This window comes from Paenibacillus cremeus, assembly GCF_007786445.1.
GTDB lineage: Bacteria > Bacillota > Bacilli > Paenibacillales > NBRC-103111 > Paenibacillus_G > Paenibacillus_G cremeus.
Window position 1 is genome coordinate 1 of record NZ_VNJI01000072.1, and the last position, 21,190, is coordinate 21,190.

Annotated in this window: 22 protein-coding genes and 1 pseudogene; 6 read left to right on the forward strand and 17 right to left on the reverse strand. The window is 54.9% G+C overall.

From position 1 onward, the window contains the following. Positions 1-342: 342 nt before the first annotated feature. Positions 343-456, forward strand: a complete 114-nt coding sequence (locus FPZ49_RS37145) for a YjcZ family sporulation protein (protein WP_261381734.1) — start codon at positions 343-345, stop codon at positions 454-456. A 68-nt stretch (positions 457-524) separates the two neighbouring features. Here FPZ49_RS37145 and FPZ49_RS32505 read toward each other — a convergent pair whose 3' ends face one another. The 3 genes from FPZ49_RS32505 to FPZ49_RS32515 all read right to left on the reverse strand — a co-directional run bounded on the left by FPZ49_RS32505 (position 525) and on the right by FPZ49_RS32515 (position 2,221). Continuing rightward, the gene (locus FPZ49_RS32505; protein ID WP_144854490.1) at positions 525-1,544 is read right to left on the reverse strand and encodes a Gfo/Idh/MocA family protein; all 1,020 of its coding nucleotides are present in this window, start codon (positions 1,542-1,544) and stop codon (positions 525-527) included. Between the two features lie 123 nt (positions 1,545-1,667). Further along, a complete protein-coding gene (locus tag FPZ49_RS32510; protein ID WP_144854491.1) occupies positions 1,668-1,943 on the reverse strand; it encodes a DUF7667 family protein in 276 nt (91 codons plus the stop codon). Between the two features lie 86 nt (positions 1,944-2,029). Beyond that, positions 2,030-2,221, reverse strand: a complete 192-nt coding sequence (locus FPZ49_RS32515; protein ID WP_144854492.1) for a hypothetical protein — start codon at positions 2,219-2,221, stop codon at positions 2,030-2,032. A gap of 137 nt (positions 2,222-2,358) precedes the next feature. Between FPZ49_RS32515 and FPZ49_RS36225 the strand changes: the two genes are divergently transcribed. Further along, complete coding sequence (locus FPZ49_RS36225; RefSeq protein ID WP_186446240.1) at positions 2,359-2,529, forward strand: hypothetical protein; 171 nt, start codon at positions 2,359-2,361, stop codon at positions 2,527-2,529. Positions 2,530-2,616: 87 nt separating this feature from the next. Here the strand turns inward: FPZ49_RS36225 and FPZ49_RS32520 are convergent, their stop codons facing one another. From FPZ49_RS32520 to FPZ49_RS32550, 7 genes are all read right to left on the reverse strand, one after another. Further along, the gene (locus FPZ49_RS32520; RefSeq protein ID WP_144854493.1) at positions 2,617-3,603 is read right to left on the reverse strand and encodes a Gfo/Idh/MocA family protein; all 987 of its coding nucleotides are present in this window, start codon (positions 3,601-3,603) and stop codon (positions 2,617-2,619) included. Positions 3,604-3,741: 138 nt separating this feature from the next. Beyond that, positions 3,742-4,785: an adenosine deaminase gene (gene add, locus FPZ49_RS32525; RefSeq protein WP_144854494.1), complete on the reverse strand. Its 1,044-nt coding sequence runs from the start codon at positions 4,783-4,785 to the stop codon at positions 3,742-3,744. A 287-nt stretch (positions 4,786-5,072) separates the two neighbouring features. Further along, positions 5,073-6,035, reverse strand: coding sequence for a formimidoylglutamase (gene hutG / locus FPZ49_RS32530; RefSeq protein ID WP_144854495.1), 963 nt, complete (start codon positions 6,033-6,035; stop codon positions 5,073-5,075). A gap of 55 nt (positions 6,036-6,090) precedes the next feature. After that, complete coding sequence (gene hutI, locus FPZ49_RS32535; RefSeq protein ID WP_144854496.1) at positions 6,091-7,383, reverse strand: imidazolonepropionase; 1,293 nt, start codon at positions 7,381-7,383, stop codon at positions 6,091-6,093. After that, on the reverse strand, positions 7,376-9,079 hold the full coding sequence (gene hutU / locus FPZ49_RS32540) for a urocanate hydratase (RefSeq protein WP_144854531.1): 1,704 nt from the start codon (positions 9,077-9,079) through the stop codon (positions 7,376-7,378). Before hutU ends, hutI begins: the two co-directional genes overlap by 8 nt. Positions 9,080-9,100: 21 nt before the next feature. Continuing rightward, complete coding sequence (gene hutH, locus FPZ49_RS32545) at positions 9,101-10,651, reverse strand: histidine ammonia-lyase (protein WP_144854497.1); 1,551 nt, start codon at positions 10,649-10,651, stop codon at positions 9,101-9,103. A gap of 247 nt (positions 10,652-10,898) precedes the next feature. Beyond that, entirely contained in the window at positions 10,899-11,147 is a 249-nt protein-coding gene (locus FPZ49_RS32550; protein ID WP_144854498.1) for a hypothetical protein, read from the reverse strand. Between the two features lie 195 nt (positions 11,148-11,342). Between FPZ49_RS32550 and FPZ49_RS32555 the strand changes: the two genes are divergently transcribed. Then, positions 11,343-12,827: a sigma-54 interaction domain-containing protein gene (locus tag FPZ49_RS32555; RefSeq protein WP_144854499.1), complete on the forward strand. Its 1,485-nt coding sequence runs from the start codon at positions 11,343-11,345 to the stop codon at positions 12,825-12,827. Positions 12,828-12,916: 89 nt separating this feature from the next. On the opposite strand, the gene FPZ49_RS36500 is transcribed toward FPZ49_RS32555, so the two are convergent. Together FPZ49_RS36500 and FPZ49_RS32565 are read right to left on the reverse strand one after the other, a co-directional pair. Continuing rightward, on the reverse strand, positions 12,917-13,096 hold the full coding sequence (locus tag FPZ49_RS36500; RefSeq protein WP_144854500.1) for a hypothetical protein: 180 nt from the start codon (positions 13,094-13,096) through the stop codon (positions 12,917-12,919). A gap of 47 nt (positions 13,097-13,143) precedes the next feature. Continuing rightward, entirely contained in the window at positions 13,144-14,238 is a 1,095-nt protein-coding gene (locus tag FPZ49_RS32565) for a Gfo/Idh/MocA family protein (protein WP_144854501.1), read from the reverse strand. Between the two features lie 179 nt (positions 14,239-14,417). Between FPZ49_RS32565 and kamA the strand changes: the two are divergent. Continuing rightward, positions 14,418-15,404: pseudogene (gene kamA / locus FPZ49_RS32570) on the forward strand (lysine 2,3-aminomutase); the annotation flags it as partial. A 43-nt stretch (positions 15,405-15,447) separates the two neighbouring features. On the opposite strand, the gene FPZ49_RS32575 reads toward kamA, so the two are convergent. Next, positions 15,448-15,630, reverse strand: a complete 183-nt coding sequence (locus FPZ49_RS32575) for a hypothetical protein (RefSeq protein ID WP_144854503.1) — start codon at positions 15,628-15,630, stop codon at positions 15,448-15,450. Positions 15,631-15,809: 179 nt separating this feature from the next. Here FPZ49_RS32575 and FPZ49_RS32580 point away from each other — a divergent pair, with 179 nt between their 5' ends. Further along, the gene (locus FPZ49_RS32580) at positions 15,810-16,118 is read left to right on the forward strand and encodes a PadR family transcriptional regulator (protein WP_144854504.1); all 309 of its coding nucleotides are present in this window, start codon (positions 15,810-15,812) and stop codon (positions 16,116-16,118) included. Between the two features lie 53 nt (positions 16,119-16,171). Then, the gene (locus FPZ49_RS32585; RefSeq protein WP_144854506.1) at positions 16,172-17,353 is read left to right on the forward strand and encodes a chromate transporter; all 1,182 of its coding nucleotides are present in this window, start codon (positions 16,172-16,174) and stop codon (positions 17,351-17,353) included. A gap of 105 nt (positions 17,354-17,458) precedes the next feature. Here the strand turns inward: FPZ49_RS32585 and FPZ49_RS32590 are convergent, their stop codons facing one another. The 4 genes from FPZ49_RS32590 to FPZ49_RS32605 form a co-directional block, all read right to left on the reverse strand. Beyond that, positions 17,459-18,277 carry a hypothetical protein gene (locus FPZ49_RS32590; RefSeq protein WP_144854508.1) on the reverse strand — a complete coding sequence of 273 codons (819 nt, stop codon included), beginning with the start codon at positions 18,275-18,277 and terminating at the stop codon, positions 17,459-17,461. Between the two features lie 24 nt (positions 18,278-18,301). Continuing rightward, positions 18,302-20,518, reverse strand: coding sequence for a heavy metal translocating P-type ATPase (locus FPZ49_RS32595; protein ID WP_144854510.1), 2,217 nt, complete (start codon positions 20,516-20,518; stop codon positions 18,302-18,304). A gap of 91 nt (positions 20,519-20,609) precedes the next feature. Continuing rightward, the gene (locus FPZ49_RS32600; RefSeq protein WP_144854512.1) at positions 20,610-20,810 is read right to left on the reverse strand and encodes a copper ion binding protein; all 201 of its coding nucleotides are present in this window, start codon (positions 20,808-20,810) and stop codon (positions 20,610-20,612) included. 26 nt (positions 20,811-20,836) lie between these two features. Continuing rightward, positions 20,837-21,160 (reverse strand): metal-sensitive transcriptional regulator, encoded by a 324-nt coding sequence (locus tag FPZ49_RS32605; RefSeq protein WP_144854533.1) that lies wholly within the window; start codon positions 21,158-21,160, stop codon positions 20,837-20,839. Positions 21,161-21,190: the final 30 nt, after the last annotated feature.

Below are 21,190 nucleotides of genomic sequence, written 5' to 3' on the forward strand. Positions count from 1 at the left end.
AGCTTGCAACGCTACCCATGATCGGGATGTCAACGCCGCGCTAAACTTGCTAAAACTCGCAATGTAGATTGCAACTGCCAACGGGGCAGGAACTGCCCTTGGAGCGTAGCTAAACTTGGAGCATAGCTCTATTGACTACGAAGCACCCACCTCTTAGGTGGTGTGTAGTTCACCAAAGACACCCTTTTACTATACCACCGTGAAATCCGGGCTGGGAATGGCTTTTTGCAGCTGGGAAAAGAAGAAAATAGATTAGGCTTCTTCCTTCGGTTAGATGCCCACTACTTAAGAGGCCCATCGTCATATCATGAAAGTAGTTCAGCTGGAAAGGAGCTGTTGGCGATGGGTGGCTACGGAGCAGGTTGTGGAACAGGAGGCTTGTGGACCAGCACAGGCACCATTCTCGTACTTTTCATTCTGCTGGTAATCGTACTTTCTGCATGCTTCTTCATCTAAGATACGCACACAAACAAGGCAGGGATCTCGCATCCCTGCCTTCACTGTTTTTAGCGTGACCGACCGGCTTAGCGGCGGGTCTGCTGAGGATAAATATAATTCACCCACTGCTGCGTACGGGCGGAATCAATCGCTCCGGCGACCATCAGAAACGTCCGGATATTGTCCGTGATGTCCGTCACGCCCGGTTCTCCCGTCTGAGCAGCCTGAACGAATGCATCCAGCGTAAAGCTCTTGCTCTCGTACGGCAGCTCCGCCACAGGCAGCAGCTCCTTGACCGTACCGTCTCCCTCGCCCTTGCGAACCCAATAAGGCACATCGTCTGTCAGCTCAATTGCGCCCTCGCTCCCGACGATGCGGAAATTCCCGTTCCACGGGGTCAGTGTACCTGTCTCCTCCAAGCTGCCGAAATAATGGGCTGTAACACCGCCGGGAAAGCGGAAGCACGCGCTGCTGACCATGCTGCCCTCGCACCAGCTCCAAGATGGACGCACGCTGCTGGCGCTCACCGCCACCGGATCAGCCTCCAGCAAATAACGCATCAAGTCAAAATGGTGCACGCTCACATCGGTAAACAAAAAATCCTCCGACTGCACGCGCCACGTCCCTTGACGGGGATTATGAAGCCTGCGGAAGGTCCACTCGATATAAGCGATGTCTCCGATCAAGCCGCCCGCAAGCGCTGCCTTGACCGCTTGAATTTCCCGCGTCCACCGGTAGTTTTGGTTGACCATCACCTGCTTGCCATACAGCGGCTGCTTGGTCAGCAGCGTCATCGCTTCGTCCATCGCATAGGACAGCGGCTTTTCCGTTAGCACGTGCAGTCCCGCTTCGAGCGCGTCCAGCGCTATCGCCACATGGGTTCGCGGAGGCGTGACGATCAACACGGCATCCGCAGCAACGGCGCGCAATGCCGCTTGGTGGCTGTGAAACGCTGGCAGCGACGCCTGCTCCATGATCTCCTTTGCTTCCGCGAGATTGGCCTCCGAGACGTCCACGATCGCCGCCAGCTCCACGCCGGGATGACTCTTGATCGTGCGCAGCCATGCCCGTCCGAACCCGCCGACGCCAATTTGAATTACTCTCATTTTCCCCACACCGCTCAGCCCCTTTGGCAAAAAAAAAGATCAAACCGCTTGTGTACACGGCTTGATCATACGTCGGAAATAAGTTCAGTTCAATGGCGTAATTTAGGCTCGGGGTGTGTTATTTTAGGATGATTCCGTTTGAATATATTTCTTCAAATCCGTCAGCTGGATGGCAAATTCCTTCTCCATCTTCTCGATTCGCAGCCCCAGCTCCTGCTGCCATGCTTGATCGCCCACAATGGAAGCCGCATACGTATAATTGTGCAGGTCGCCCAGCTTTCTGGCAAACAGCGCATTAGCCTGCAGGCAAATCGAAAGCTCGTTTTGCTCCGTTGTCGTGAGCTCCCTGGTCTGGTGATACGTCCACAGCTCCGCCATCCGGTAATGATAAGGCTGCATCCACTCCACGCTCCCCTTACGCAATTTGGTCTCCCTACCAGTGTTGACCGATTTTCCAGGTTTTACACCCCCGCCCCCCGCGCCGGCTACCGAATCACGGCAAACTCGCAATCGTCCCGCAAAAACCGTCTTCCCCCCACCGTCACAAAAATCGGGTTAAACCCCTCCAGTCCACCGATAAACGGCACCTCGACCGCAAATCTATGGTTTACTCGCACCGTCTTTTGACGTAAGTACGCTTTTTCAAAGTCGTGATCGGTAATCACCCGTTTGCCCATCCTGCTCACCTCATGCTTAGCATGCGGCACGGCGGTTTGTTTTATTTTAAAAAAATCCGCAGGAGCCCATCACATTTTCATAGCCCAGTGCATATGTATATCTCGTTGGATATATTGAATTACATGGAGGGATTGTTGTGTTAGTTGCTGAAGTGCTGTCGGAAAAAGAGTTGGTTATCGGCAAGCTGCAGGACATGGAGTTAGATCAAATCGCGAATTGGATCAGCATTTTGCCGGAAGACAAATGGAAGGTTCTGTTTAAACTGCACTGGCCCACACTAGTTAAAAAATGCGGCCTTGAAGCGTAAAGCTACATAGTGCTCAGCAGACGAAAAAAAGGGTGTCCCATCGGCCAACAACTTGGCTGAGGGGCACCTTTTCGCTTTTTCAAACGATTATTGCCGATCCGCGGGGTAGACGAGTCCGATTTGCCTGCGGGCTTCGTCCATCAGCTCCATGACCGCCAGAGAGTTGGCATAGGAGTTGACCGGGGATTCCGTCTGTCCGCTGCGGATCAAGTCCATGAACGACTGCACCTCGTAGTACATGGTGTTTGCTTTTTGCGGCTGCGAGAGCTCCTCCACAGTGCCGTCCAGGTAGCGGATTTCCACTTTGGCCGGCTGGCTGACACGCTCGAACACGATCGTCCCTTTTTCCCCTTGGATTTCGGAGGACTGGTGAGACTGGGTAATTTTCGAGTGGAGGATGACCGCATCCATGCCTTCGTACTTCAGCAGCAGACTCCCTTCTCCGTCAACACCGGACTCCAGCATCACAGCCTCCGCCTGAAGCCGATCCGGCTTCCCGAAGAGAACCACCATCGGATACAGGCAGTACACTCCGATATCCATCAAGGAGCCGTTGGAAAACGCAGGGTCGAACGTGTTCACGTGCACCCCTGCCTTGAACGCATCATAACGCGACGAATATTGGCAAAAGCTGGCTACGTAGCGGCGGACGCGCCCGATTTTGTGCAGATTTGCTTGAATCGCCTGAAAGTTCGGCAGCAGCGTCGATTTCATCGCTTCCATCAGCAGGACGTTGTTTCGCTTCGCGGCTGCGAACATCTCCTGGACTTCCCGCCGGTTGGACGCGATCGGCTTCTCGCACAGCACATGCTTACCGTGGTTCATGAGCGTGATCGCCTGCCGGGCATGAAACGAATTGGGGCTGGCGATGTAGACCGCATCCAGCTCGCTGCTTGCCGCCATCTGCTCCAGATCCGTGAAGCGATGCGGAATATCATGCTTGTCCGCAAACTGCGCCGCCGTTTCCTCCGACCGGGAATAGACGGCGGTTAGCACAAACCCTTCCGCCTCCCGCGCGGATTTGATCAACTGCTCCGTAATCGAATTGGTCCCGATAATGCCGAATCTAATCATGTAACAGGTTAGCCTCCTTAATGATGAATACCATGAATGATTCATTATACCGCACCGAGACATCGCAAAAAAGAGCGCTGAAACGGTTTAGGTTGCTCGAACCGCTGCAGCACTCTCTGTTGTAGCTTACTTTATCGTTTAACCTACGCCCAGCTCGCGGAATTGACGCCGAAACCGGCGCCTCAGCACCCGCTTCTCGCTTTCCTCCAAAAATGCCGCCTCCACCCCGTTCATGACGAGCTCTGCCAGCTCGGTCGCGGCAAACCCGAATTTGTCCGCCAGGACCCGGTACTCCTTCGTAAGGTTCGTTCCGGACACCGTCGGATTGTCGGTGTTGACCGTCACCTTGATGCCGCGCTCAAAGTAGTCGCGAATCGGATACTGCTCCCAGCTGGTGACCGCCTTCGTCTGAAGGTTGCTGATCGGGCACATTTCGAGCGGAATGCGCTGCTTCGCGAGCAGCCTCATGAGCTCCGGATTCTCCTTCACCCGTACCCCGTGACCGATCCGTACGGCTCCCAGCCGGGTGACGGCTTCCAGCACGTTCTCCGCTCCCGCCGCTTCCCCGGCATGAATCGTCACCGGCAGGCCCCGCTTGTGGGACACGGCAAACACCTCGCGAAAAAACTGCGGCGGGTACGACGCTTCATCTCCGGCCAAATCGACCGCAACGATGCCTTTGCCTGATCTGCTTGCCGCCGCTTCGATCACTTCAATGTTCTCCTTGCTGCCGTGGTGCCGCATGCAAATCGCGATCCCCCGGGCGACGACGCCGTACTTCCGCTCCCCGCTCCGCAAGCCTTCCACGACGTGATGGATCACCTCTTCGACCGACAACCCTGCACCCCGATGCAGCTGAGGAGCAAAGCGCACTTCGATATAGCCGATCGTGTGAGCGGCCGCCTGCTCTACCGTTTCGTGCGCGACCCGGCGCAGCGCCTCCCCCGTTTGCAGAAACGGGAGCACGAAGTCGAATTTGCTCAAGTACATCTTCAGACTTGTGCAATCGTCTTCGACTTGCATGTGAGGCAGCAGTTGCTTCCGGCTTCGCGCAGGCAGGCTGACTCCCCTCTGCTGCGCCAGCTCCATCAGCGTCTCCGGCTTAACACTGCCGTCCAAATGTACATGAAGATCCACCTTTGGCAGCTTGCGAATGAGGTCATAGGCGATTGGATGATCCATCTCCGGCCACTTCCTTTTCCATACATTTTAACATAAAGTTATGTTTATGTAAACTAATATTACATAATTTATGTCTTCGACTGTGATTTGATACAAATCATTATGGGTTTGTAGATTTTATGTTAATTTATATAACATATTCAGTAGCGTTAGCTTGGCTGTGCCGCAAGACATCACCGATTCAACGCTGCCGGCGGCTTGTACCGCCCTGGCGCGAAGCGCCCGGTTCTCCATGCTGTTGTTGGCGATTATCCCGGCGAAGGCCACACCGCGCGGTGTGGCTGTTTCTATTTTCTCTTGGCCACGCCGGCCAAGAAGGTCAGCATGAGCTGCACGGCCAGCCGTGAGGTCACGTTGCGCACATCGACATTCGGGTCGATGCAGACAAAGTCGATCGCGCGCACCTGCGGCAGCGTCCCTAAGTGATGCAGCGCGTCCAGCGCATCCCAAGCATCCAGCCCCCCGGTTCCAATGGCGGGGCAGCCCGGCGCGAAGGACTGATCCAGCACATCCATATCGAAGCTGACATACAGCAGCTCCGCCCGCTGCGTTACGGCAGCCAGCGCCTGCCGCAGGATGCTGTCGATCCCTTGGCGGCGCACCTCCCGCGAGGTGAACACGTGCATGCCGCTACCGACCGCATAATTGTAGTACGCCTCGGAGTTCATGAAGCCGCGAATGCCAATCTGCGCGATATTCCGTCCCTCAACAGCGCCAGACTCTACGATGCTGCGGAAGGGCGTGCCGTTGGTCAGGCCGCCGTCCTGCGGGTGGCGCACATCGTGATGCGCGTCAAAGTGAATTACCCCGATTGTAGTTCCGGGATGGGCCTCTGCAAAGGCCTGAACCGAAGGAAAGCTGACCGAATGGTCGCCGCCCACTATGAGGGGAACCGTCTGCGGCATCGCCGTGAAGACCGACAGCAGCGCTTCATAAATGCGGCGGCGGCATTCCGCCAAATCGGTCACGTGCATCTGAATATCGCCGAGATCACGGACCGGGAGGTGCTGTAAATCGACCTGATACTCCATACTGAAGGTCGTGAAGGACCGAAGTGCTGTACGAATCGCTGCAGGCGTGAAGGACGCCCCCGAATGCGAGATGGAGGTTTTGGAAAGCGGGATGCCGATCAGGGCGGCAAGCAGCGCTTCCACACCATCCCAGGGCTGAATCCAATCCGCCGCCTTCGTCTCCAGCCGATCCCGAAATATCGCCTCCTGCGGAGACTTGATGTAGGGAAGCTGCACCATTTTGTCCCCCGCCTCTCTTTCTTATTCGCAAAAAAGACTTCCGTAGTCGTAGGAGTCACCCCTGCACCAGCCTGCGGTTCCACACCGCTGCACGCCCTTTTTTGATCACGCCGAACGTGTGGTTGATGCCAAAATGGTACGGCAAATAGGCCAGCGTCGGCACGTCGAAAATCACCACATCCGCCTGCTTCCCCGCTTCCAGCGTGCCAATCTCGCTCCCTCGGCCAATCGCATTAGCGGCATTAATAGTACATGCCGTTACGATTTCTTCCGGGGTCATTCGCAAATGGATCTGCGCCAGCGCCATGATCAGCTGCATCGATTCCGTAGGCGAGGAGCCGGGATTGTAGTCGGTGGCGAGCGTAACCGGCAGGTGAAACTGGTCCATCATCTCGCGTGCCCGGGCGTGCTTGTTCAGCCCCAGATTGAAGGAGGTGCCCGGCAGCAGCACCGGGATGACGCCGCCATCCGCGAGCGCTTGCAGACCTGCGTCGTCAGAGACGAGCAGGTGCTCCGCCGAGGTGGCACCGACTTCTGCGGCAAGCTGCAGGCCGCCCAGCGACTCCAGCTCGTCGGCGTGGATCTTAGGGCGCAGGCCGTGCCGCTTCGCTTCCGTCAGTATGCGGCGCGACTGCTCCTGAGTGAACACGCCGCGCTCACAGAACACGTCGCAGAACGATGCGAGCCCGGCCTCCGCCACCTTCGGCAGCATCACATCCACGACCAGCTCGACGTAAGCATCCGGCCGTCCTTGGTATTCCGGCGGCACGGCATGCGCGCCCATAAACGTCGAGACCAGCTCGATCGGATGCGTTTTGCTGAGCTCCCGAGTCACACTCAGCTGCTTGAGCTCATCCTCCAGGCACAAGCCGTAGCCGCTTTTCGCCTCAACGGTTGTGGTGCCTTGAAGCAGCATTTCGTCCAAGCTCCTCCGCGCTTGGTCATACAAAGCCTGCTCGCTGGCCGTCCGCGTCGCTTTCATCGTGCTGAGTATGCCCCCGCCTCGTGCCAATATCTCGAGGTACGGCACCCCGGAGCGCTTCAGCGCACTTTCGTGCTCCCGCGAGCCGGCGTGCACCAAATGTGTATGCGCGTCGACCAGCCCGGGCATCGCTAGCCGCCCCCCGGCATCGAGCACTTCGCCGATCACCGCATCGCCCAGTGCGCGAAGGACCGTCGCCTCGGCATCCGCCAGGACGATGCGCCCGCCCGCAATAGCGATGGCCGCCTGCGGGATCTCCTTCAGCACCGCCATCTCCTTCCCGCCACGCGGGTGGCTGCCTACCGGCGTCACAAGCCGCCCGATGCCCGTGATCAGCAGATCGACCTTCCGATCCGCGCTACGCATGGGCATCTCCATGATCCACAGACGTAGGCGGCGTTATCGGCAGCATCGGGATGCGGACCCCTTTGCGCTGTGCTACGTCGACCGCCTCCGGGTAGCCGGCATCCGCGTGGCGGATAATGCCCATGCCCGGGTCGGTCGTCAGGACGCAGCGCAAGCGCTCCGCTGCCGCCTCCGTGCCGTCCGCCACCACGACCATACCGGCGTGCAGCGAATACCCCATCCCGACGCCGCCGCCGTGATGCAAGGAAACCCACGAAGCGCCCGCCGCCGTATTGATCAGGGCGTTGAGCACTGCCCAATCGGCCACCGCGTCCGAGCCGTCCCGCATCGCCTCTGTTTCCCGATTCGGCGAAGCGACGGAGCCGCAGTCGAGATGGTCGCGCCCGATCACGATCGGAGCCTTCAGCTCCCCGCTGCGAACCATCGCGTTGATCGCCAGCCCCAGCTTCTCCCGCTCCCCGTAGCCGAGCCAGCAAATCCGCGCCGGCAGCCCCTGGAAGGCAACCCGCTCACCCGCCAAACGAATCCAGCGGTGCAGCTCGGCGTTGTCGGGGAACAACCGCAGCACGAGCTCATCCGTCTTGCGAATATCGTCCGGATCGCCGGACAGCGCCGCCCAGCGGAAAGGGCCCTTCCCTTCGCAAAACAGCGGTCGAATGTAAGCAGGCACAAAGCCGGGGATCTGAAACGCGTCCCCCACACCCTGATCCAGCGCCACCTGCCGAATGTTGTTGCCGTAATCGAACACCACCGCGCCCCTGCGCTGCAAATCCAGCATCGCCTGCACCTGCCCGGCCATGCTCTCCTTTGCGCGCTCCACATACATCGCCGGATCATCCGTGCGCAGCTTCAAGGCCTCCTCCAGCGTACAGCCCGCTGGGATATAGCCACTGAGCGGATCATGGGCGGACGTTTGGTCGGTCACAAAGTCCGGCGTTATTCCCCTCTGCACGAAGGCCCTGTAGACCTCCGCCGCATTGCCGAGCAGCCCAATGGACAGCGGCCGCCCCTCCTTCACCGCCTCCTCCGCAAGCTTCAACGCCTCGTCCAATGCATCGCACCGCACATCGCAATAGCGGGTTTGGAGGCGCTTGTCGATCCGTGCGGGATCGACCTCCACCGCGATCACGACCCCTTCGTTCATCGTGACCGCCAGCGGCTGCGCCCCGCCCATGCCGCCGAGTCCCGCCGTCAGCGTCAGCGTCCCTTTGAGCGAGGCCCGCCCGGACTGACGCGCCGCAGCCGCAAACGTCTCATACGTACCCTGCAAAATGCCCTGTGTGCCGATATAGATCCAGCTGCCTGCGGTCATTTGGCCGTACATCATCAGCCCCTGCCGTTCCAGCTCGTGAAAATGGTCCCAGGTCGCCCACTTCGGGACCAGCACGGAGTTGGACAGCAGCACCCGCGGTGCCCGCTCATGCGTGCGAAAGACGCCGACCGGCTTCCCCGACTGGATCAGCAGCGTCTCGTCGGATTCCAACCGCTGCAGCTCTCGAACAATCGTGTGAAAGGACGGCCAATCCCGCGCCGCCTTGCCTTTCCCGCCGTAAACGACCAGATCCCCCGGCCGCTCCGCCACCTCCGGATCCAGATTGTTCATCAGCATGCGCAGCGCCGCCTCCTGCACCCAGCCCTTGCAGGACAGCTGTGTGCCGCGTGGAGCCCGGATGCTCGGATTCTGATTCGGAGTCATGTCCATGCTCACCCCTCCTTTTTAAAAAAGCTCGCCCGCTACCTGCTCCACCGCCTCCAGCCAGCTGTCGTCTCCGATCAGCCGGTCACTCGTCTCCGTAATGTCCCGGCTGAGGCTCCGGTCCTCCGACACGCTCGGCACCTGCGCGCGCAGCGCCTCAAACAGCACACGTGTGGCCGGCGAGAGGCCCTCCTTGCCCGTGACCGAGAACCCTACGGCCTCCGCCGCGCAGATCAGCTCGATCGCCAGCACCTTGGCTGTGTTCTCGACTACCTGCAGCGCGTGGCGTGCCGCCGTCGTACCCATCGACACGTGATCCTCCTGATTCGCGGAGGTCGGGATGGAATCGACGCTGGACGGATGCGCCAGCACCTTGTTCTCCGACACGAGCGAGGCCGCGACATACTGCGGTATCATCAGGCCCGAGCCCAGCCCCGGTCGGTGGCTGAGAAAAGCAGGCATGCCGGACAGCGCTGGATTGACCAGCCGCTCCGTACGGCGCTCGGACATGCTGGCCAAGGCGGAGAGCGCAATTTTCACAAAATCCATCGCGAACGCCAGCGGCTGCCCGTGAAAATTGCCGCCCGAAATGACCCGGCCGCTCTCCACAAACAGCAGCGGATTGTCCGTCGCCGCATTCATCTCGATGCGCAGCTTCTCCTCCGCATAGCCGGTCACCTGCCGCGCAGCGCCATGCACCTGGGGCAGGCAGCGGAGCGAATACGCGTCCTGCACCCGCATCTCGCCCTGCCGGGTCGTCAGCCGGCTGCCGTCGACAAGCCGGCGCAGATTAGCGGCGACGCCCACCTGCTCGGGAAACGGACGCGCCGCGTGCACCTCATCGGCGAACGCGTCCGTCACCCCGCGCAAGCACTGGAAGGACAACGCCGCGATCATATCGGCGGCCTTCATCAGCCGCTTCGCCTTCACGAGCGTGAGCGCCCCGATGGCGGACATGATCTGCGTCCCATTGATCAGCGCTAGCCCTTCCTTGGCTCGGAGCACCAAAGGAGCCAGCCCGGCTCTCGCCAGCGCCTGATCGGCAGGCATGCGGCGGCCCCGGTACCACGCCTCGCCCTCGCCGATCAAGATCAGCGCGAGATGGGCGAGCGGAGCCAGGTCGCCGCTCGCGCCGAGCGAGCCCTGCTGAGGGACGACGGGATGAATCCCTAGATTCAGCAGGGCGACCAGCCGCTGCAGCGTCTCGGGATGAATCCCGGAGCGCCCCTTCGCGAGCGTGTTGGCACGCAGGAGCATGACCGCCCGCACCTCCGGGACCGGCAGCGGCTCGCCTACGGCGCAGGCATGGCTGCGGAGCAGGTTCACCTGCAGCTGGGCCGCCTCCTCCGGCGGGATGCGGACATCGCTGAATTTGCCGAAGCCGGTCGTCACTCCGTACACCACCTCCCCCGCCGACACCAGGTCGTCAACCAGCTGGCGGCAGGCGATCACGCGCTGCAGCGCCGCCTCGCTTACCTCTACGGTCGCGCCCTGAAGCGCTACCCGGGAAACTGCCTCCAAGCTCAACGTCTCTCCATCGACAACGACCGTCTGTTTTCGAGACCTTCTCATGGTCCATGCCAGCCCCTTTCCCCCGTGGACGGTCGCCGGTCACTTGGCTCGGTGACCGTCCGCGCACTTCCGGCAAAACCACACCCTACTACCAGCCTATGCAAAGCTCCTCGGCATACGAACTTTTTAATGGCATAAAACAAAACAAAGACCCTTTATCCCATTTCAGGAATAAGGGGTCCATTATTGTAATGCGATTATGAGATGAGCGGAAGCGTCCGCATCCGAACATCGCCGTTCTTCACTTTCATCTCCAGCGTGCGGCTGACGTGGCCTCCGACCTCGCGCCCGTCGTCGCGTAATACCCCGGCCGATGGCGCTCATCTTTTTCCGAGTTCGGTTTGGGAAGCACGATGTGAATCATGCCGGCGACCTTGTTAATGGGGCAGTAGGCCGTAACCGCCACACACGAAGAGAGCGCGTACGTAATGATCGTATCTTCTTCATTGTTGGAGCAAGCGATCTCCCCAAGTCCGACAACCTTTTTGTTCATCATCCGTCCCCTAACCTAAGTTTATTCACGCTAAACTAGTATACGAGAGAACTATTTACTTTTTTACGTGGTACCTGTAAGGAAATATTAGTTATGCCTCATACTTTTCTAACATTCTGAGGGAGTTCTTTTCTCCGAGCCTGCGGCATATTGTAGTTAACCATCTTTTTCTATCGGTGAGGCGGGTGAACAAGAACGATGTCCGGTCTAAGCATAAGCGGCTACGGGGCGCCCTATTTCGAATGGATGCTGAACATTATGGATGTGGGGGTTCATCTGACGGATCAAGAGGGGATTACGGTCTTTTACAATGACAAAATGGCGGAGATCGACGGACTGGCGCGCAACGAGGTGGTTGGAAAAAGCATTTTTCACCTGTATCCCTCCCTGACTCATGAGACGAGCACGCTCGTCAAGGTGCTGCAGACCGGCCAAGCGATCCCGGAAAAAATACAAACCTACGTCAACGTCACCGGCAAGCGGATCACCACCATCAACAGCACGTATCCGCTGATTGAGCACGGCCGCATTATCGGCGCCCTCGAGGTGGCCAAAGACATTACGAGCATCGTCCATCTGCACGACCAAATTCTTGACCTGCGCCACCAGCTCTACCAAACCAAACAGCAGCGGGACAGCAAGGACACGGGGACGGCTAAATATTTTTTCAGCGATTTGATCGGCGCGAGTCCCTTGTTTCTGGATGCGGTTTCCCTGGCGAAAAAGGCGTCCCGCACCAGCTCCCCCGTCCTCATCTGCGGACCTACCGGCACAGGGAAGGAGCTGTTCGCGCAGAGCATCCACAATGCGGGGGCTCGCCGGAGCCGTCCGTTCATCGCGCAAAACTGCGCCGCCGTGCCCAGCGAGCTGATGGAGGGCATCATGTTCGGGACGGCCCGGGGCGCGTTCACGGGCGCCATTGACCGCGCCGGCTTGTTCGAGCAGGCGAGCGGCGGCACGCTGTTTTTGGACGAGTTGAACAGTCTCGACCTCTTCCTGCAGGCGAAGCTGCTGCGGGTGCTGCAGGACGGCATGGTGCGGCGAATCGGCGGAACCGGCGAGCAGCAGGTGAACGTCCGGATCATCGCCGCCATGAACATGGAGCCGAAGGAAGCGCTGGAGAAGGGGATATTGCGGTATGATTTGTTTTTCCGACTGAATGTGGTCAACTTGTACCTCCCCCCGCTCCTGCACCGGCAGGAGGATATCCCGCTGTTGACGCACCATTTTATTGAGAAGTTCAATCCGATGTTCGGCATGAAAATTACTGGTTTGACGCCCGGAGCCATGAACCGGCTGATGAGCTACGCCTGGCCGGGCAATATCCGCGAGCTGGGTCACGCGATTGAATCCGCCTACATTATGATGGAGCTGGAGTGCGAGACGATCGAGGAGCAGCACCTACCGGCCTATCTGCAAGCAGGACCGCAGACTTCAACGCCGATGCCGTCCAAAACTGCCGCCGTTTCCGCAGCCGCTGCGCACACTGCCCCCTCGCCCATGAAGCTCACCGAGATGATGGAGCAGCTGGAACGGGAGGCGATTGTGGGGGCGATGCTCAGCCACAACCACAACATTACGCTCGCTGCCCAGGCTCTAGGCATCAAGCGGCAGGCGCTTCAGTATAAGCTGAACCGGTACGGGATCGCGAGGAAGCCAGAGGAGCGGGAGCGCGGGGAATGAGGGGCATGGCTCCAGGAGAGGGATATGTCCCTCTCTTACGGCGCGCATCGCTCATTTTCTGCCGAATGAACTGGTAATATCCCTTACTTTCAGCGGAAATGGCATACTTCCGTCTGATTGATCTCGTTGTCCTCCACGAGCAGGATGTCCGCATGGCGGATCATCGCGAACGCGTCCTTGTCAACCAATTCGCTTGCCGAGCCCGATGTGAACGAACCACTCGCCTGACCTTGCGGATCGCACAATCGCGCCGTGAACGCCCAGCTCATCCTTGGCCTCTACGCTGACCCCTATCGCAATGCCCCCCTGCACTACTCTACTCAGTAGATTCCGCCCACGGCTGCCAAACGGCGGTTACGCGTTCTCCCGTTGCGACCGCCTGCTCGATCAGCATGCCCAAATAATGATCCTGCAGCGCTTCCGCCACGCTATAGAACGGCGCAGCACCTTGGACATACTCGGCCATGCGCTTCAAGCAGGTGCCCATTGCAATCTCATCGTCGCTTAGGCTGGCAGGCGCGAACGGATTCCGGTACACCCAGCTGTCCCCGGCAATAATGCCCTGCAGGAAGTAGCCCTCCATGCTCTCTTCCTCACCCCGGTTAATCCGGTTCAGCTCCAGATGCAGCGGCGTCTGGAAGTCGGCCAGCACGTTCATCCGCGCATCAAACAGCTCGCCCCTCACGCCCCGGACCGACACATGATTGGAGCGAATCCAGGAGCGGTGCTGATCCTTCGTCCAGTCGTAGATCCCCAGCTTCTCCCCGCCAAAATCGATCCATGCTATCTCCCGCGGTACGACGATGGTTTCTTCCTTCTGGGGAATGCCTTGCCGCGTCGGTCCGGCAATAAGCGGCAGCATGAAGCGCTTCGCCTGAATGGTGGCCTCGGCAAAACCCACGTTCAGCAGCTTCCGAATGAGGCTCGCCCCGTGGTACAGATGCGAAGTCGAGACCGTAGCCTCCGTGATCGGGCCCAGACGCCCGGACTGTGCAATGGCGATACGGGCCGCATGCATCGGCTGGAACTGGTACTGCTCGGCCACCTGCACCTTGGCCTTCAGCCGCGTCAGCTGCTCGTACAGCGTTAGCGAGCTTACGAGGTCACCCGCCGGCGGCGTTTCGGACAGCGCAGGAATGCCCCGCTCCGCGAGCTGCAGCAGGTAGTCGGGACATGCCGTTCGGCTGACGGAGACGACCACGAAATCCGGCTGCTCCTTAGCCAGCAGGTCCTCCAACGTCCGGTAGGTTGTAACGTTCCATTTGCGTTCCATGGCTGCGCCCAGCTCCTCGTTACGTACCACCAGACCGCTCACTTGAAATTGATCGGGGAGCGCCTGAGCAATTTTTAAAAACGACTGCGCCCGAAAGCCTCCGCCTCCGATGATGCTGAACTTTGCGATTTTTCCCATGTTGGATCACTCCTTCATCTCTTACGTACTATCAAGAATTATAGGGTAGATCGGCCGCTGTCCGAAAGCACTGAAATGAAGGAAAGTTAGGCACTGCGAGGTTACTGCTTTGGCACGCTTTTTGCATCGATATAAGGGTGAGAAAGAAAAAAGAATGTTGCCCTGGAGGTGCAGCCGCAATGAAACCACGCCATTGGAAGGATATTGAGCTTTGGAAGGACGTGACGGAGGAGCAGTGGAATGACTGGCTCTGGCAGCTGACGCATACGATCCGCACCTTGGAGGATTTGAAGCAGGTCGTGCATTTAACCGCCGAGGAAGAAGAGGGCGTCCGCATTTCGACGCAAACGATTCCTTTAAATATTACGCCTTACTACGCGTCGCTGATGAACCCGGATGACCCCCGCTGTCCGATCCGGATGCAGTCGGTCCCAATTTCCGCCGAGCTGCTGAAAACAAAGTACGATCTGGAAGACCCGTTATTCGAGGATGAAGATTCGCCGACCCCCGGCCTGACCCACCGTTACCCTGACCGGGTGCTCTTTCTGGTGACCAACCAGTGCTCCATGTACTGCCGCTATTGTACGCGCCGCCGCTTTTCCGGCCAAGTGGGGATGGGTGTCCCCAAAAAGCAGCTGGACGATGCCATTGCCTACATTCGCAATACCCCGGAGGTGCGCGACGTCCTGTTGTCTGGGGGAGACGGGCTGCTGATCAACGATAATATTTTGGAGTATATACTGAAAAATTTGCGGGCGATTCCCCATGTCGAGATCATCCGCATCGGCACGCGGGCCCCGGTGGTGTTCCCGCAGCGCATTACGGAGCAGCTGTGCACGATCATCAAGAAATACCATCCCGTGTGGCTCAATACCCACTTCAACCATCCGCTTGAAATTACGCCAGAAGCGAAAAAAGCCTGCGAAATGCTGGCCAACAGCGGCGTCCCGCTCGGCAATCAGTCGGTCATACTGGCGGGCATCAACGACAGCACCCATATTATGAAAAAGCTCATGCACGAGCTGGTCAAAATCCGCGTCCGCCCGTACTACATCTACCAGTGCGACCTGTCCGAAGGGATCGGCCACTTCCGTGCGCCGGTGTCCAAGGGACTCGAGATCATCGAAGCGCTGCGCGGGCATACGAGCGGCTACGCCGTGCCGACGTTGTTTTTTATTGTAGGTGTGTAGATAACGACAAAAAAAACAGTCATAAATCGACTGCTTCCGCCTTTTTATACAAGCTCATGAATGCTTTTGCCATTAGGGTATAGTTGGGTTTATTTCTTTCTCGGTAAATACCAAAGGCCTCATCTTCATCAAAGCAATCTTCATCTTCTAGTTGACATGATTCATCAATGATTTCTTTAAGGCATTTTGTATTATCCTCCATAACCATATCACCCTAAATAACTATATTCACCACTGAACCTGTCCTATGTAGATATGTGCATTGCTTTCATCAACAAAATTTAATAATAAATCAATAATGATAGTGGTCAATTCGTGTTATAATGATATCGAATTTCGATATCGAAAATAGATATCGATAATTGTTATGAGGTGGCGATTATGGAAAACCAAATTTATCGAAAGTTTTTTTTAGGGTTCATCCAAATTCACATCCTACATCATGCCCAGGAATCCCCTATTTACGGAACGTGGATGCTGGAAGAACTGCAGGAGCACGGCTACCAATTGAGTGCTGGAACCTTGTATCCGATTTTGCACAACATGGAATCAAACGGTTTATTAGAAAAAGAAGAACGTAATGTGGATGGAAGAATTCGAAAGTATTATACAACGACAGAGAAAGGAGCAGCTGTATTAAAGGAGGCGAAGGCAAAAGCCTATGAATTGTTTAAAGAAATTAAAGACTAATCGGCAGTAGACTAAAAAACGACGTTAATTTGCCGAAGAAAGGTGTTCAACCAGTGGAAAAGGATAAGAGTTCAATACTAGAAATTCTAGGGGTGTCTACAAAACTCGGATTGACGTCATTCGGGGGTCCTATTGCGCATTTAGGATACTTCCGAGACGAGTATGTTAAACGCAGAAAGTGGTTGGATGAGAAAAGCTACGCTGATTTGGTCGCCCTATGTCAGTTCCTACCTGGACCGGCAAGCAGCCAGGTCGGAATCTCCATTGGGATGATGCGCGGCGGCTTGTTGGGCGGCATTGCATCTTGGTGTGGATTTACATTGCCCTCTGCTCTGGCATTGATGATTTTTGCGTATGTACTAAAAAACTACGATGTCGGCCATGCCGGCTGGCTCCATGGGTTGATGATCGTAGCGGTCGCCGTAGTTGCGCAGGCTGTCTGGGGAATGGCGCGCTCCCTTGCCCCTGATCGTACCCGGGGGACCATTGCTATCGTAACTGCCATCATTACCTTATTATGGTCTTCTGCTTATGGACAACTGATTCTCATCGCGCTCGCAGGACTATTCGGCAGGTTCTTTTTAGCCAAATCCGAGATTCCGGAAACCCCTCAGCTCGGCATCTCCATCAGCCGGCATGCGGCAGTTGTCGCTTGGGTCTTATTTTTCGGGTTACTGATCGGATTACCCCTGCTAAGGCAAATCGCCCCTTCGCACTTCCTGGCTGTGTTCGATAGCTTTTTCCGCGTTGGTTCGCTTGTCTTTGGCGGCGGGCATGTCGTATTACCGATGCTTCAAGCCGAAGTAGTACCGACGGGCTGGCTGACAGACTCCCAATTTCTTGCCGGTTACGGTGCAGCCCAAGCCGTACCTGGTCCATTGTTCACCTTCTCGTCCTACTTAGGGACCGTTATGAATGGATGGCAGGGAGGGCTCATTGCTCTGATCGCTATGTTTTTGCCTTCCTTCTTATTAGTTACCGGCTCTTTACCGTTTTGGGATGCGATTCGCCGTCGCCCCAATTTTCAATCCATTCTAAAAGGTATTAACGCCGCCGTTGTAGGCATCTTGCTTGCTGCTTTGTTTAATCCAGTGTGGACAAGCGCAATTCATTCACCTCTCGACTTTGGTCTTGCCCTTGCAGCATTTGGGCTACTCATGTTGTGGAAGCTTCCCCCTTGGGTTGTCGTTCTGTTCTCCGCTGCCGGTGGCGCGCTAATCTCTGTTTTATCCTAGTTGTCATTACAAGCAAATATTTAATCCACCATCAAGGGGCGAGCATTCCAATTCATGCAATGCCCGATTAAGTTAGCCCAGTCTAAACAACTGGGCTAAGGCCAATTAAGGTACTTTTACAACAAACGGTACGGTGATCACCTTACCCTCATGCTGGAATTGCCCCCAGATTTTATAAATGCCGCTTTTCGGAAATGAAGTCATAAACTTGGCATCTGGACCGGTTGCCTTCTCCTCGGTAGGATGGACATGCAAGTACTGTTCAGCGTCAGCACTCATAATAACTACATGTCCCACAGCACCCAAATACTGCTGAAGGTTGGTAATCGGTTTTTTGGTCGCAGCATCTTTAATGTTAAACGTGATATTTGCCTCTTTGCCAGGTGCCAATTGGTCCATGGAGAGGGTTACTTCCTTACCGTCTACAACTTTGGTCATATTGGAATCAGGTGTAATTCCCGCAGGCTTTGCCGCATCCCCTTGCACCGTAATCCAATTTGTTTTCGTTGTTGCTCCCATACCATTCGGAATAAAGTCTGCTATGAGCTTGTATTCGCCGCCTGCAGGAAATTGAGTAGTAATATCGAACTGGCCATTCCCCTTATAGTCCGGGTGGATATGATTGAAATAGGAGAGATCCTTATTCACAACAATGAGGTGCATTTGCTTTTCATGGTTAATATCAAATTTGCCGATCGCTTTCCCTTGACTATCTTGAATTTGAATATGGATGGCTGTGTCCTGCTTGGATCGGGGCTTGTCACTAGATAATTTCCAAATCGCGTTAATGGAATCGGTGCTTACCGATTCTGCCTGCGCCCCTTGATGCGTCGAATGATCCATATGATCCATGTTACCCGATTTATTCGTTCCGCATGCCGAAAGGAGCGCGGCGAAAAGCAATAAAACGACTGCAACTTTCATGTCCGATTCTCCCTCTCAAAAAAATTATAATTTTACCCGCTGCAAACGCAGGGCATTTAATACAACAGATACCGAACTTAACGCCATCGCGGCTCCTGCAACCCACGGCGCGAGCAATCCCACGGCAGCAATCGGTATACCCAATGTGTTATAGCCAAGTGCCCAAAAAAGATTTTGTTTAATGTTTGCCATTGTTTTTTTACTCATAAAGATTGCATCCGGAATACTGTTTAAATCACCTCGCATTAAGGTAACATCCGCAGCTTCCATGGCTACATCCGTCCCTGTACCAATGGCTATTCCTACATCAGCGGTCGCTAGAGCTGGTGCATCATTAATGCCGTCACCAACCATTGCTACGATCTTGCCTTTCGACTGCAGTTTCTTTACCTCTTCGGCTTTGCCTTCCGGAAGCACTTCAGCGAGAACATGGTTAATCCCAACTTGTTTGGCGATTGCCTGAGCAGTACGCTCGTTATCGCCTGTAATCATGATGACTTCTATTCCCATTTCGTTTAACCGGCGTACTGCTTCTTTCGAAGTTTCTTTTATCGTATCTGCAACGGCGACAAGCCCTACATAAGCATGGTCGACTGCGATCAGCATGGCCGTTTTCCCTTCAGACTCCAGCCTGCTCATTGTTTCGATAGCTTCGGCAAAAGGAATATCAAATTTTTTAAGCAAATTCCTCGTACCCACAAGCACTTCTTTTCCTTCGACGACAGCTCGTATCCCATAACCGGGGATGGCTTCAAACGCACCAGCTTGTGGAATCCCGATATTTTTTTGCATGATACCCGAAACTATAGCTTCTGCTAATGGATGTTCCGAGCTCTTCTCGGCAGCAGCAACAATACGCAGGACCGACTGTTCATCGTACCCGTCAATGAAAATGTCTGTGAGTTCCGGTTTCCCTTTTGTGATGGTTCCCGTTTTATCCAGAACGATGGTTTGAATGCGGTGAGTGGATTCCAAGTGTTCTCCGCCTTTAAAGAGAATTCCAAATTCCGCCGCGCGACCAGACCCTGCCATAATGGACGTTGGTGTCGCTAATCCCAGTGCGCAAGGGCACGCTATCACGAGGACGGCAATGGCTTTTTCTAATGCATTTGCAAAATTGCCTTGATCTACAACCATATACCAGATGAAAAAGGTAACCATCGCAATCCCCACTACGATCGGAACAAAAATGCCAGAGATTTTATCGGCAACACGTTGAATTGGCGCTTTAGAGCCTTGTGCTTCTTCGACGACTTTAATAATTTGTGCTAGCGCGGTTTCTTTACCGACCTTCGTAGCTTTCACTTTGAGTCGGCCATTTTTATTGACCGTCGCACCGATGACCTTGTCTCCGGCTTGCTTTGCTAAAGGAATACTTTCTCCGGTCAGCATGGACTCATCTACAGATGATATTCCATCAATGACTTCACCATCGACTGGTATTTTCTCTCCTGGTTTTACGATAACGAGATCCGCTACAACCACATCTTCCACAGGAATAGTCATTTCTTCTCCATTCCTTATCACAAGCGCTGTTTTTGCTTGAAGCCCCATAAGTGTTTTTATGGCTTCTGAGGAACGCCCCTTGGCTAAGGCTTCAAACAATTTGCCTAAAATGATTAACGTAATCAAAATCGCGCTCGTTTCATAGTACAACTCAGGAGCATGATGAGATGGCTTCGCCGCCCATTGTTGAGTCAAGTACAAACTGTAAAAATAAGCAGCAGACGTTCCTAAGGCTACAAGCACGTCCATATTGGCGCTTTTATTTCTCAGTGCCTTATAAGCTCCGACGTAGAACTGCTTTCCGATAATAAATTGAACCGGGGTAGCCAAGAGAAGCTGTACCCAAGGATTCATGAACAATTCAGGGAGATAAATCCACGATGTAAACGAAAAGTGGGCAACCATAGCCCAAAGCAAGGGAAAAGATAAAATAGCTGAAGCTATTAATTTTCGTTTCTGCCGGGCGATTTCTTTTTGTCTATGATCACCTTCATTCCCTTTTTCTTCTTTGATTTCAGCTTTATAGCCTAGCCCTTCGACTTTTTTTATTAGATCCTCGATCGAAACTTCTGCCGAAGTATACTCAATATGGGCAGTTTCTAATGCCAGATTGACATTCGCTTGCTGTACGCCCGGCAGTTTATTTAACCCTTTTTCAATTCGATTTGCACAGGCGGCGCAGGTCATGCCTGATATTTGTAAAGAAGCTTGCTGCTGCTGATTTGATGTTTCCATTACCATTCACTCCATTCAACATACCTATCGGGGGTATATTTTCGACCAAAAAAAAAGCTGAAGGAGCCACGCTGAGGTGGCTCTTGACTCATTAAACGACATCGTAGCCTTGATCTTCAATTGCCGCTTTAATGGCATTCAAAGAAATTTTCGATTCATCGAATTCTACTTTAACCGATTTAGATGCCAGATCCACTTTTCCTGATGCTCCTACATTTTTTAAAGCACCCTCAACCGAATTGACACAGTGCCCACAGGACATACCTTCGACTTTCAAAGTAACATTTTGCATGTTCATACAGCTCCTTATCTTTTATTTTATTTCATTAACTTATTCACTGTGATTAATAACTCATCAATGACTTCATGGTCGCCTTCTTGAATTCGTTCAATCACACAGCTTTTTAAATGGCCTTCCAATAAAAGCTTCCCGACACTGTTTAAAGCAGATTGAGCAGCGGCGATTTGGTTTAGGACATCGTCACAATACGTATCTTTTTCAATCAGACCTTTAATTCCTCTAATTTGTCCTTCGATTCGATTTAAGCGTGAAATGAGATTACTTTTGACTTTATCAGAGTGATGACTTTTACGCTCACTTTGATCGGTGTGACAATTGTTTTCCAGTTGATCCACCCGCATCAACCTCCTCATACAACGATAATAACATAC